General features: G+C 45.2%; 9 protein-coding genes. 3 read left to right on the forward strand and 6 right to left on the reverse strand.

Annotation, left to right across the window (positions count from 1 at the left end; all coding sequences use genetic code 11):
- A partial coding sequence (locus WBA89_RS12780) for an RNA-guided endonuclease InsQ/TnpB family protein (RefSeq protein WP_424406901.1) occupies nucleotides 1–740 on the forward strand: 740 nt, incomplete at its 5' end.
- A gap of 118 nt (nucleotides 741–858) precedes the next feature.
- On the opposite strand, the gene WBA89_RS12785 is transcribed toward WBA89_RS12780, so the two are convergent.
- The gene (locus tag WBA89_RS12785) at nucleotides 859–1,098 is read right to left on the reverse strand and encodes a hypothetical protein (RefSeq protein ID WP_424406903.1); all 240 of its coding nucleotides are present in this window, start codon (nucleotides 1,096–1,098) and stop codon (nucleotides 859–861) included.
- A 209-nt stretch (nucleotides 1,099–1,307) separates the two neighbouring features.
- On the opposite strand from WBA89_RS12785, the gene treS reads away from it, so the two are divergent.
- Nucleotides 1,308–4,691 (forward strand): maltose alpha-D-glucosyltransferase, encoded by a 3,384-nt coding sequence (gene treS / locus WBA89_RS12790; protein ID WP_424406905.1) that lies wholly within the window; start codon nucleotides 1,308–1,310, stop codon nucleotides 4,689–4,691.
- Between the two features lie 252 nt (nucleotides 4,692–4,943).
- Here the strand turns inward: treS and WBA89_RS12795 are convergent, their stop codons facing one another.
- On the reverse strand, nucleotides 4,944–5,264 hold the full coding sequence (locus WBA89_RS12795) for a 2Fe-2S iron-sulfur cluster-binding protein (RefSeq protein WP_424406907.1): 321 nt from the start codon (nucleotides 5,262–5,264) through the stop codon (nucleotides 4,944–4,946).
- A 130-nt stretch (nucleotides 5,265–5,394) separates the two neighbouring features.
- Nucleotides 5,395–6,042 (reverse strand): RNA polymerase sigma factor, encoded by a 648-nt coding sequence (locus tag WBA89_RS12800; protein ID WP_424406909.1) that lies wholly within the window; start codon nucleotides 6,040–6,042, stop codon nucleotides 5,395–5,397.
- Between the two features lie 222 nt (nucleotides 6,043–6,264).
- Here WBA89_RS12800 and WBA89_RS12805 point away from each other — a divergent pair, with 222 nt between their 5' ends.
- A complete protein-coding gene (locus tag WBA89_RS12805) occupies nucleotides 6,265–7,053 on the forward strand; it encodes a DUF5131 family protein (protein WP_424406911.1) in 789 nt (262 codons plus the stop codon).
- On the opposite strand, the gene WBA89_RS12810 is transcribed toward WBA89_RS12805, so the two are convergent.
- The 3 genes from WBA89_RS12810 to WBA89_RS12820 all read right to left on the reverse strand — a co-directional run.
- A complete protein-coding gene (locus tag WBA89_RS12810) occupies nucleotides 7,034–8,161 on the reverse strand; it encodes a three-Cys-motif partner protein TcmP (protein WP_424406913.1) in 1,128 nt (375 codons plus the stop codon). The genes WBA89_RS12805 and WBA89_RS12810 overlap by 20 nt on opposite strands.
- Nucleotides 8,162–8,198: 37 nt before the next feature.
- The gene (locus tag WBA89_RS12815) at nucleotides 8,199–11,921 is read right to left on the reverse strand and encodes a hydantoinase B/oxoprolinase family protein (protein ID WP_424406915.1); all 3,723 of its coding nucleotides are present in this window, start codon (nucleotides 11,919–11,921) and stop codon (nucleotides 8,199–8,201) included.
- Nucleotides 11,922–12,123: 202 nt separating this feature from the next.
- A partial coding sequence (locus tag WBA89_RS12820; protein WP_424406917.1) for a M20/M25/M40 family metallo-hydrolase occupies nucleotides 12,124–12,828 on the reverse strand: 705 nt, incomplete at its 5' end.

Consider the following 12,828-nt stretch of genomic DNA (forward strand, 5'->3'; position numbering starts at 1 on the left):
ATGAAAACCAAAAAGAATTAGTAGCTAGTATCGATTTAGGGCTGAATAATTTAGTGGCGTTAACTTCAAATCAGCCGGGATTTGTCCCTTTACTGATTAACGGGCGACCACTGAAATCAATTAATCAGTTCTACAACAAGCGTAAGGCACAACTGCAATCTCAATTAAAAGGAAATCGCTTCTCCTCATCACGGATTCAACGCCTGACTCGTTGTCGCAATCAAAAAGTTGATAACTACTTGCATCACAGCAGTCGGCAGATTATCAATCTGCTCGAATCACAAAAGATTGGGACGCTAGTAATTGGCAAAAACTTACAATGGAAAAATGAGATTAATTTAGGCAAGAAAACCAATCAAAACTTTGTCAGCATTCCTCATACTCGACTAATTGAGATGTTGAAATACAAAGCTGAACTGATGGGAATAAAGGTAATAGAGCAAGAAGAATCCTATACTTCCAAATCAAACTTCCTGAATTTAGATCCAATTCCTGTATACGGGAATATTGGAGCCCAGGATGTCACATTTAGTGGGAAGCGAATTAAGAGAGGATTGTACAAAACGTCGGAGGGTCGATTGATTAATGCCGATGTTAACGGGTCTTATAATATTTTGAGAAAATCAATCCCAAATGCGTTTAGTGATGGGATAGGGAGCTGTGTAGTTCAGCCAAGGCGGGTTAATCCGCTCGAAGTGAAAGCGAAAGGGGAGGGACTCAATGCCTCCCATGTCATGTAATAAACGACTATACTTTTACCAGCTATGCTTGAGTGCCAATTACTGAGGCTGCTACCCAACCGACGATTAAAAGGGCGATTACGATAGTCATGGCGGTTTTTCCTTAACTTTTGTTGCGTTATGTAAACAAATGTAACAAACCTTGAGCGATCGCGTCAAGGTAGTGTAATGTCGTGGCAACCGTCCGGCAGGTAGTAAATACCACACCTTTGAGGAAAGTGAGAGAAGGTGAGAGCACTTGACCGGAAATTTGCGCGTGTACGGCCTGCAGCGCCACCAGTATGTAGCGTCTGCTGAGCGCGCACCGATGCAGCATCCCCCACCAGACTCGAATTTTATGCTGTATCTGCGATCGCAAAATTCATTGGCTCTTGTAAAATTTTAGTTAAGAAATTATAAATTTTGCGTTAAAAAATTACGATTAAAACTATGCCGCTAGCACGAGCAACTGGGCAAAGATATGAGTTATAATCTATCGGTTTGGATTTGAAACAACAAATCTTAATTACTAAATCTCAATTACCAAATAACCATTACCAATTACCCAGACAAATTATGGCAATCTCAATGTTAAATGACGATCCCTTGTGGTTCAAAGATGCTATCATTTACGAAGTACCAATTCGCGCTTTTGCCGACAGCAATGCAGACGGCATCGGCGACTTTCGAGGACTGACAAAAAAACTCGATTACCTGCAAACCTTGGGAGTAACAGCCATTTGGGTACTGCCATTTTTTCCCTCACCGCTCCGAGACGACGGCTACGATACATCTCACTATACCACCGTCAACCCGATTTACGGCACCTTAGATGACTTTAAAAACCTTTTAGAAGCAGCGCACCAGCGGGGAATTCGAGTCATTATTGAGTTGATTGTCAACCACACTTCCGACCAGCACGAGTGGTTTCAGCGAGCGAGGCGCGCTCCGAAAGGCAGTAACGAAAGAGATTTTTATGTGTGGAGCGACACGCTGGAAAAATATCAAGATGCTCGGATTATTTTTCAAGATTTTGAAACATCTAATTGGGCTTGGGATGCGGTAGCAAAAGCTTATTACTGGCACCGTTTTTATTCCCACCAACCCGATTTGAATTACGACAATCCTGCCGTTCGCCAAGCAATCTTAGATGTGGTAGATTTCTGGTTGGCTTTGGGCGTAGACGGATTGCGAATGGATGCTGTACCTTACCTGTACGAGCGCGAGGGTACTAACTGCGAAAACTTGCCAGAAACTCACGCTTTCCTCAAACAGTTGCGCCAGCACGTAGATGAAAAATTCCCCAACCGGATGCTGCTAGCGGAGGCGAATCAGTGGCCGGAAGATGCGGTTGAATATTATTCGGCTGGGGATGAATGTCACATGAACTTTCATTTTCCGTTGATGCCGCGTCTGTTTATGGCTTTGCACATGGAAGATAGCTTTCCGATTAGCGACATTCTCCAGCAAACTCCGCAGATTCCCAATAACTGTCAGTGGGCATTGTTTTTGCGGAATCACGATGAATTGACGCTGGAAATGGTGAGCGATGAAGACCGAGATTATATGTATCGGGTTTACGCTCAAGACACTCAGGCGAGAATTAATTTGGGTATCCGCCGCCGCTTGGCTCCGCTGATGGGAAACAACCGCCGCCAGATTGAGTTGATGAATGCTTTGCTGCTGTCTCTTCCTGGTACGCCGGTGCTTTATTACGGCGATGAAATTGGCATGGGTGACAATATCTATTTGGGCGATCGCAACGGGGTGAGAACTCCGATGCAGTGGAGCAGCGATCGCAATGCCGGTTTCAGCCGCGCTAACCCGCAGCGGCTGTACGCGCCGCCAATTGTTGACCCTGAATATCACTACGAATCTGTTAATGTCGAAGCGCAGCGGGCGAATCCGAGTTCTCTGTGGTGGTGGATGAAACGCTTGATTGCTGTGCGCCAGCGCTTCCAAGCATTCGGCCGCGGAACTTGCGAGTTTTTGTACCCAGAAAACCGCAAAGTTTTAGCTTTTGTCCGCACCTATCAAGACGAACACATCCTCGTAGTCACCAATTTATCGCGCTTCGTCCAGACGGCAGAATTAGACCTTTCGCCGTTTAAAGGTGCTGTTCCGGTGGAGATTTTCGGCCGCACTGAGTTTCCGCCAGTTGGGGAATCGCCTTATTTTTTGAGCTTGAGCCCTCACACGTTTTACTGGTTTACTCTTACTGTTAAGCATGAGGATTTTTCGCACCACGGTTTGAAAACAGATTTGCCGAGTTTGGCGGTCGTCGGTACTTGGGAAACTGCTTTTTCTCCTAAAAGTCAGCTCAGCAATATGTTGATCTCTCTTTTGCCGAATTACTTGCAATCCAATCGCTGGTTTAGCGGTGCAGACAGGATAATTCAATCATTAGAAATTAATGAAATTGTACCTGTTGGATATAAAAATAGTGCTGGGGAGCAATCTACGGTTTACATTCTGTTTTTGCATTTGAATTATACCGAAGGTATGGCGGAAACTTACGTTTTGCCTTTAGGTTGGGAAGAGATGAAAGGCGAGACGGACGATCGACCGACGATCGCGCATTTGCAGTTCCCAGAAACCAAGGAAGTCGGAGTGCTATTTGACGCTGCTGGGGACAAAGGTTTTCTGAGCGAGCTGCTGGAGGCGATCGCCGCGAATACCAGTTACAAAGGTACAGCGGGCGAACTGGTAGGAATTTCCGAAAATTCATTTAACCCAGAACAAGATTTATCGCAGCTAGAACCGTACCTGTTCAAAAAAGAACAAAGCAATACATCTGCAGGTTACGGCGATCGCTTCGTCCTCAAAATCTTGCGAAAATTCGAGGAAGGAATCAACCCCGAATTAGAAATAGGACGCTTTTTAACCGATCGCCACTCGCTCCAAAACTACGCTCCTATTTCGGGACAATTGGAATATCGCACAGCCGATCAAAAAGCAGTTACAGTCGGAATCCTGCAAAAACTAATCCCCGACAGCAGGGATGCTTGGTCTTATACATTAGACACGCTGCGGGACTATTTCGAGCAAGTAATGACAGTAGAAGCAAAGTATGCCAGCGATATTTTATCTACTTCCCCCGAAGATTATTTACCCAGCGCTTTGACCGCACAAATGCGACAGTCAAGCTCGCTACTAGCCGATTTATCCCTAGAAGTACCCGCACTAGCTCGCGAACTCATCGGCTCTTACCTAGCATCAGCAGAACTTTTAGGTCAGCGGACAGCCGAACTCCACCTCGCTTTAGGTTCTGACACAGAAAATCCCGCTTTTGCTCCAGAAAATTTCACCTCATTTTACCAGCGTTCCATCTATCAATACATGAGAAATCTGGCAGGAAGAACTTTGCTGCTGTTGAAAAAGCGGCTGTCTAAACTGCCGCCGGAAACGCAAAAGTTGGGACAAATTCTTCTCAACCGCGAAGACTTCCTGATGGAACGTTTCAAGTCTATTTTGAACTTGAGAATCACCGCCGACAGAATTCGCTGTCACGGAGACTTTCATTTCGGACAAGTTCTGTATACAGGGAAAGACTTCGTAATTATTGATTTTGAAGGAGAACGGAATCGACCGTTAAGCGAGCGGCGGATGAAGAGGTCGCCTTTGCGAGATGTGGCCGGAATGCTGCAATCTTTCAATTACGCCGTTACTATGGCGCTGCGGAACGAAGTAGAAAGCGGCATAATCCGCCCTGAAAACTTATCAGAAATGCAGCAGTGGGCGAATGTTTGGCACCGCTGGGTTAGCCTGACTTTTCTCAAGAGCTATTTGTCAACAGCAGCGGATGCAAGTTTCTTGCCAAAATCTGTACCGGAATTGGAAGTTTTGCTGAATGCTTACATCTTAGAAAAAGCGGTTTCTGAGTTGTCAGACGAACTCCAGTACCGCTTGGATTTGGCAGAAATTCCGCTCCAGCGAATTCTGCAATTGCTGCATATCGATCGTCAGTCATAGCTGATTTTTAAGTGTTAATTAAAGGTGCGCGCTGCGCGCACTTTTAATTAACTAAATCTGCTTTGATAACGATTTTATCGGCGAATAGAATTCGCGACTCTACAAACAAACTCCGCGCAACGCGAGACTCAATAATAAAGAACTTTGCATTATACCAATTTTATAAAGTAGCGCTAGATATTACCCCCCCAACCCCCCCGCGAGTTCGGGGGGGCTAAGAGTTCATCTATACCACATATTTGAAATATGGTATTACTTAAAATAAAGAGCTGCTTGATACAAAACTTGTTCTTGATGCGTTAACAAAGTACAATCAGAAAGTGGGTAAGCGACACAGGTAACAGCGTAGCCAGCTTGCAATTCTGAGGGCTTCAAAAACTTTTGTTCGCTTTGGTCGATTTCGCCGCCAAGCAGTTTAGCAACGCAAGCAGAACACTCTCCTTGCTTGCATCCATTGGGCAAGCGGATGCCGGCATCTTCTGCTATATCTAAGATATACTGGTCGTCTGGTACGGCGATCGTGCGATCGAGCGCCAGAGCTTCATTCACCAGCCGAACTTGATAAACTGCCATTTCCACCTCTTATATTATGTCTGAGTTTGAGTTTCAGGAGTCGGCGGTTGAAACCGCTCCTTGTCAAACGAAGTCCACTCCTAGCGGACTGAAGAATAATTGGTATTAGCGAAGTTATCGGATACAATATCTAGACAAGTGCTTGTTGATATTCTAGATGTTCATCTAGATAAATAGCGCGAATATCCTCCGGCAGATTTGATTCTAAAGTTTGATATCCTTTTTGGAGCAAAGCCTTGACTTGAGCGGGCGAAATTGCTTCACCTTCTGCTTGCAAATAAGCTGCGATTCGTGTTTCGCTCCAGCGGAAAGTCTGAGCCATCAACACGACTAAACGCGGCAGCGGGGCTAACAATTCTAAGGCTTGTTTGACGTAACACCAAAGCGGAGGCGGAGCCGATTGCAAAGAGTAGTGAATCGTTTCAACAGGGGGCAATTCAGCTTGATTGATGCAGATAGCGGTGACATTGATCAGCCAGTTTTGCAGGCTGAGATTCCCGCCATCAGACTCTGGCATTTCGTGGCGCAAATCGAGGCCTCGGAGCTCGTGATAGATGTGCAGCCAAGTGTGGGCGAACAGGTAATCGCCTTGTACGGGCGATCGCACGGAATGGCGGATCAGGGAGTGGACAATTTGAGCGTAGCGGCAAAAAATTGCCGTGAAGAAGCGACCTTGATCGGGATGGTTTTGAAACAAAGTCAATAATTCGCGATCGCTGTGGTGGAACAGGGATTTGACCACAGGATGGTTTAGTTCGGAAAAAACAGGTGTTTGCACAATTGTTCTGGAACGGTTGTGGGAATAAATGCTGGTGCAGCATGATTCTACACTACGATCTACATTTGATGCAACTGCTTAAAACTTGTTGATATTTACGTCAATTTAATTATATAATGGAGTTGTAGGCGATGCTGCATCAATCTAAATTGATACATATAAACTATATGTATCCAGCGCACATCAAAAGATAATTTATTGTTTCAAGGGTCAAGTGTTTCTATGTCTAGCATTAATACTGGTATCGAATGGACGGACAGAACATGGAATCCAACAACTGGCTGCGATAAAGTCAGTCCAGGTTGTACGCATTGTTATGCAGAAGCATTAACAAAGCGTTTCCATACTAATTTTCCTAATGGGTTTACTTTTCAAGAACACCCCAAGCGTTTGAACGAACCTAGAGGTTGGCGAAAGCCAAGTCGTATCTTTGTTAATTCAATGAGCGATTTGTTCCATGAAGATATTTCTATTGATTTTTTGAAACAAGTCTTTGATGTAATGCGTGAAACTCCTCATCACATTTATCAAATCCTTACCAAGCGAGATAAACGTTTAGTAGAGTTAGCCCCTCAACTTGAATGGTCTGATAATATTTGGATGGGTGTGTCTGTTGAAAATCAAAACTACGTTAACAGGATTGACTGTTTGCGACAAGTACCTGCAAAAGTCAGATTCCTATCGTGCGAACCACTTTTAGGTGCTTTGGAGCTTGATTTAAAAGGCATTCATTGGGTAATAGTTGGCGGAGAATCGGGAGTAAAACACCGTCCCATGCAACCTGAATGGGTCGATCGTATCAAGCAGCAATGTCAAGATGCTGAAGTCGCGTTTTTCTTCAAGCAATGGGGAGGTAGAACACCTAAAGCTGCTGGCAGACTTCTCGATGATAAAATTTGGGATGAAATGCCGGAAGCATGGAATAAACATCAAAAGCAATTCAATGGTTACACTTTCAGAATGAGTCGGAATTCCAATAAAGTAGTAACACCTACTTTGGTGGAAATGTAACTTTCACCTTATCTCCAAATGTAATTTCTCCTTGGTGCTTCCTTCGTTTACTGGCAGGTGGATCGGCGATAATTTTACCTTGTTGTTCTAGTTTCTTAAGAGCTTCCTTGTAATTTTTACTAATGTAACGCTTGCCCACATGATGCTGATTGTAAATTTGTTCCATAGTAATCGTTTGACCGGGAAATTCATCCAACAACAAATGTTCAAGCTCATCCAGAGGACGGTAAAGCTCATATAATAGGGGATATTTAGGTGGGGCTGGATTGTATTCAAAAGAAGGAACACCTTGTTTAGCACTAGAGCTTTCTCCAGCCATAATCTCTTTCATAATTGAATAACCCAAAACATTTTTTGAGACAAAAATTAAATGATGGGTAGTCCGATTACCGCATTCATTTTTAAAGCCAAATGGGAGTACATATGAGCCACCTATTTCTTTCAAAGCCTGACTGATAGCCTCCACAATTATTAACTCTCGCTCCTCTGGTTGCTTCGTCAATTCAAGTTGTTCCCTAAGATTGTCAGCTCGTTCTTTACCGAAGAGAGAATTCATGTGCTTCTCTACGGCTGTATTATGCAATCCCATGTTAATCCGGTTGTAGTTAAAGAAAAATATACAATCACAACCCCAATCTTTGATGACCGCTCCAATTAGCGCAAGTGACAAGCCTTTATAACCCCAAGGGTCGATAAAAAATAGCGTAGGAATCTTATTGATTTGTTTAACTGCTTGAACAATTTCTTCTCCCACCTCCTTGTTTAAAATAATTGGCTTATGGGTTAACCTGCTTATATCTGGGATGGATTCTATAGCCTGCTGGAGAGAATGAGTATTATTTGAGTCCTTATCATTAAACAAGGTTACTAGCATTTGTGGCATATCTTTATCTGCAATAGCACGTTCTAAGATAAGTAATGGGGTAGACTTAGAACCGTCTTGATAGCGACCGGGCCCAGAGAACAAATCAATATAGGCAATTTTATTACTCCATTTCTTAGCTGTTGGTATAATTACCTTTGCCCAGGCCCAAAAGTATTTAGCAACTATTTCTGATTTTACTAAAGAATTATCTCTGGATTCATCAAAGAAAGAACTGTCAGCCATCACAGTCACCTCTAAACTTTAGTTGATTTTACTGGTGTTACACAATAGTACCATAACCGCCGCCACCAGGAGTCTCAATGACAAACACATCCCCCGATCGCATTTCCACACTCGCCGTACTTCCCAACTCCTCAACATTTCCATCAAATCTCTCAACATAATTCCGCCCAACTTTCCCCGCCTCACCCCCATGCAAACCGCAGGGAGAAATCACCCGCCGCCCCGATAAAATTCCCGCCGTCATCGCCTCCAAAAACCGCACTCGCCGCACCACTCCATTACCCCCGCGATGACATCCATTCCCGCCGCTATTCGCCCGGATTGCAAAACTTTCTAACAACACCGGAAACCGCCATTCTAATACTTCTGGATCGGTTAAACGCGAATTAGTCATGTGAGTTTGCACCGCATCAGTACCGTCAAAATCTGCACCAGCACCCGAACCGCCGCAAATTGTTTCATAATATTGATAGCGGTTATTTCCAAATGTAAAATTATTCATGGTGCCCTGGGAAGATGCGATCGCCCCCAGCGCACAATACAAAGCATCCGTAATATTCTGCGACGTTTCCACATTTCCCGCCACCACCGCCGCCGGATAGCGCGGATTCAGCATACAGCCTGCAGGATTGATGATTTCCAGAGGTTTCAAACAGCCCGCATTCAGAGGAATATCGTCATCTACCAAGGTGCGGAAAACATACAACACAGCCGCTTTACACACCGCAGCCGGAGCATTAAAATTATTGAATTGCTGAGGAGAAGTGCCAGTAAAATCTATTTTTGCACTGCGCGCCGACTTGTTAATTGTAATAGCTACCTTAATCTGTCCGCCACTATCCATCGGATAAGTAAACTCGCCATCTTGCAAAACATCTATTACGCGCCGCACCGATTCTTCAGCATTATCTTGCACGAAGCCCATATAAGCTTGTACCGTTTCTAAGCCGTAACATTCTACCATCTCGATCAGTTCTGCTACACCGCGATTATTTGCAGCAACTTGCGCTTGCAAATCCGCGATATTTTGTGCGAGATTGCGAACAGGAAAATCTCCGGTTGTGAGAATTTCCACTAATTCTGGTTCGCGAAAATTTCCCTCGCTTACTAGCTGAAAATTGTCCAGCAATACGCCTTCTTCAGTTACTATTTTACTATTCGGAGGCATGGAACCGGGAGTGATGCCGCCGATGTCGGCGTGGTGTCCCCGCGAGGCTACATAAAACAAAGGAAGGGAGGAAGAATTATCAAATACGGGAGTAATTGCGGTGATATCTGGTAAATGCGTGCCGCCGTTGTAGGGATTGTTAGAAACATAAACATCACCCGGTTTAATTGTATGACTTTGTGCTAAAATTAAAGCTTCTACGCTTTCGCTCATCGAACCTAAATGCACGGGAATGTGCGGCGCGTTGGCAACTAATTGCCCGTTTTGGTCGAATATTGCACAGGAAAAGTCGAGGCGTTCTTTGATGTTGACGGATGAACTTGTATTTTGCAATGTGACGCCCATCTGTTCGGCGATCGCCCGAAATAAGTTATTAAAAATTTCCAGCAAAACCGGGTCTAATTCAACACCATAATAACTGGTATTATCTGCGTTGATCGGCGCGGATATGCGGTTCAAAATTAGATCGTTATTTTCGGTGATTTCCCCTTTCCAACCAGGCTCAACAACATTCGTTCCCGTGGCTTCAACAATCAAAGCCGGGCCGCTAATGCAGTCGCCCGATCGCAAATCTTCCCTCCGATAAACAGGCGTTTCCCGCCACTCGCCAGCAACATACATTTGCACGGTAGAGATTGGCTGCACGGGCAAGATGCCCGTGCCACAAGAGGGGGAAATTGTGGATGCTTCCAGTACATCCATTGTTTCTACAACTTCCACCGAAACCGCCTCGACAATCAGCGATTTTTCCGGCATAATAAAACTGTATCGCTGTCGGTGCAATGCTTCAAACTCAGCCTGCATCTCCTCAAGATTTACCGCAAAATTTACCAGCAAAACCGAATCACTTCCCTGATATTTTAAGCGCAACTTCCTAATAACTAAAACCTCTGACTCATTCTCTGTGCCCTCTGCGCCTCTGCGGTTCAATTCCCTCTTTCCCTCAGCCTCCAATTCGGTTAAAATATCTTGTAAATCACCAATTAATTCATTAGTTAATAATTCCTCGATCGCCCTTTCGCGAATAGCCCGCACATCAGCCAAACCCATACCGTAGGCGGACAACACCCCCGCATAAGGGTGAATAAACACCCGTTTTACGCCCAAACTATCGGCGATCGCACAAGCGTGTTGGCCCCCCGCGCCGCCGAAACAGCACAATGTATACTCCGAAACATCGTAACCGCGCTGAAGCGAGATTTTTTTCACCGCATTAGCCATCTTTTCCACGGCGATCGCCAAAAAACCCTCAGCCACCTGTTCCGGTGTCCTATCGCCCCCAATTTCCCCCGCTAACTGCACAAATTTTTGCCTGACTACCTCAGTGGCGATCGGCAAATCTCCATCCAATCCAAACACTTTCGGGAAAAAATCCGGTTGAATTTTCCCCAACATCACATTACAATCAGTCACCGTCAAAGGGCCACCTTTGCGATAGCAAGCAGGGCCGGGATTAGCCCCAGCAGACTCCGGCCCGACGCGGTAGCGAGCCCCGTCAAAAAACACAATTGAACCGCCACCGGCTGCTACAGTATGAATTGCCATCACGGGCGATCGCAATCTCACCCCAGCAATTTCCGTCTCGAATTCGCGTTCGTATTCGCCGTTAAAATGGGCGACATCTGTCGAAGTTCCGCCCATATCAAAGGTAATAATTTTATCGAAACCTGCTTTTTTGCTGGTTTGAACTGCACCGACAATTCCCCCAGCAGGCCCGGATAAAATACTATTTTTTCCTTGAAATTTGGCGGCATCTACTAAGCCGCCATTTGATTGCATGAACATTAATTTGGGGCATTGGGAATTGGGCATTGGGGATGCGTCAGGAGGCGGGTACGCATCGGGCGGACACGAAGAGGGCGGGCACGGGGGCACCGCCCCTACGGATAATTGGCGGGTTATTTGTTCGACGTATCGGCGTAAAATGGGAGATAAATAAGCATCGACAACCGCAGTATCTCCCCGCGAAACTAACTTCATCAGCGGGCTAACTTCGTGAGATACTGAAATTTGAGTAAAGCCAATTTCTCTGGCTATCTTAGCAACTTGTTTTTCGTGTTCAGAGTAGCGGTAGCCGTGCATAAATACGATCGCACAACTGCGAATTCCCTCATCGTAGGCTTGCTGCAAAGACGGGATAAAATCGGGATTGACAGCCATTAATTCCTCACCTGTAGCGCTGTAGCGTTCGGCAACTTCGATCGCGCGATCGTACAACATTTCTGGTAAAATAATGTGGCGGGCAAAAATATTCGGGCGGTTTTGATAGCCAATTCTCAGCGCATCGCCGAAACCCTTAGTAATTAGCAGAATAGTGCGAGATCCCTTACGTTCCAGCAAAGCATTTGTCGCCACCGTCGTACCCATTTTAATCGCTGCAATCTCCCCCGCCGGGATCGATTCCCCCGCCCCAATCCCCAAAATATCGCGAATTCCTTGCACTGCTGCGTCGGTGTAGCGATCGGGGTTTTCCGACAGCAGCTTGTGAATGACTAACTTACCATCTGGCTTTTGGGCTACTATATCGGTAAAAGTACCACCGCGATCGATCCAGAATTGCCAGGAAGTGCGATCGGCAAAATCAGCATTCATATTTTTTTCCTGAATTTTGTTGCTTTATTGATTCAGAATTATTCAACACAATTATCTTAAAGTCAATTCATAAATTTCATAACTTCACACTCATAAAAATCATATCTTTTTCTCTCCTCTTCTCTTTTCTTCCTACCCTACCCTTCGGGAACGGCTTCGCCGAACGCGCCCTTTGCGCCTTCGCGGTTCGTTCAAAAAATTGCTACATATACCGAATAGCCTCAACCAAACCCCGACAAACACCCGCCAGAAAATCAAAATCCAAAGTCTCAATCTTATCACTCGCTTGATGATAATGCGGGTTCCGCATATTAGCCGTATCCGTCACCATAATCGCCGGATAACCGTTATCCCAAAAAGGAGCATGATCGCTGCGGCGAGTATCCGGCACAATCAAACCTCGATTCGGCACCGGCAACCACTCGCAAGGATGACCGACTTTGCGGATATTTTTGCTCAAAGTAATCATATCGCGAACCGTCCGCAAGTTCCCAATTAAAGCAATAAAATTACCAATATTCGGATAAAAATATTTTAACCCAGCGGGATAGCTTTGGGAGTTGGGTTTGTTGTTGCAATAACCCAACATTTCCAAAGAAATCATCAACCGAATTGACTGTTTCTGTTGCTTGAATTTAGCAGCATGATGGCTGCTTCCCCAACAACCGTATTCTTCCATATCGAAGGCCACTAATTGTACTGGATATTTTAGCGGTTGAAGTGCGAAATTCCTTGCGAGTTCCAGCAAAACAGCCAGCCCAGTAGCATTATCATCAGCCCCAGGCGTACCGGGTACAGTATCGTAATGTGCGCCAATTACGATCGGCAAATTTTCTTGCTTCCCCCCCTTACCAAGGGGCAAATTTTCTTGCTTCCCCCCCTTACCATGGGGCAAATTTTCTTGCTT

This window comes from Microcoleus sp., from assembly GCF_049646505.1.
Taxonomy (GTDB): Bacteria; Cyanobacteriota; Cyanobacteriia; order Cyanobacteriales; family Microcoleaceae; genus Microcoleus.

What these genes read in the sequence shown, in the direction of transcription:
- WBA89_RS12810 (WP_424406913.1), bottom strand. Translation starts at nt 8,161, where the DNA reads ATGGCTGACAGTTCTTTCTTTGATGAATCCAGAGATAATTCTTTAGTA.
- treS (WP_424406905.1), top strand. Translation starts at nt 1,308, where the DNA reads ATGTTAAATGACGATCCCTTGTGGTTCAAAGATGCTATCATTTACGAA.
- WBA89_RS12795 (WP_424406907.1), bottom strand. Translation starts at nt 5,264, where the DNA reads ATGGCAGTTTATCAAGTTCGGCTGGTGAATGAAGCTCTGGCGCTCGAT.
- WBA89_RS12815 (WP_424406915.1), bottom strand. Translation starts at nt 11,921, where the DNA reads ATGAATGCTGATTTTGCCGATCGCACTTCCTGGCAATTCTGGATCGAT.
- WBA89_RS12805 (WP_424406911.1), top strand. Translation starts at nt 6,265, where the DNA reads ATGTCTAGCATTAATACTGGTATCGAATGGACGGACAGAACATGGAAT.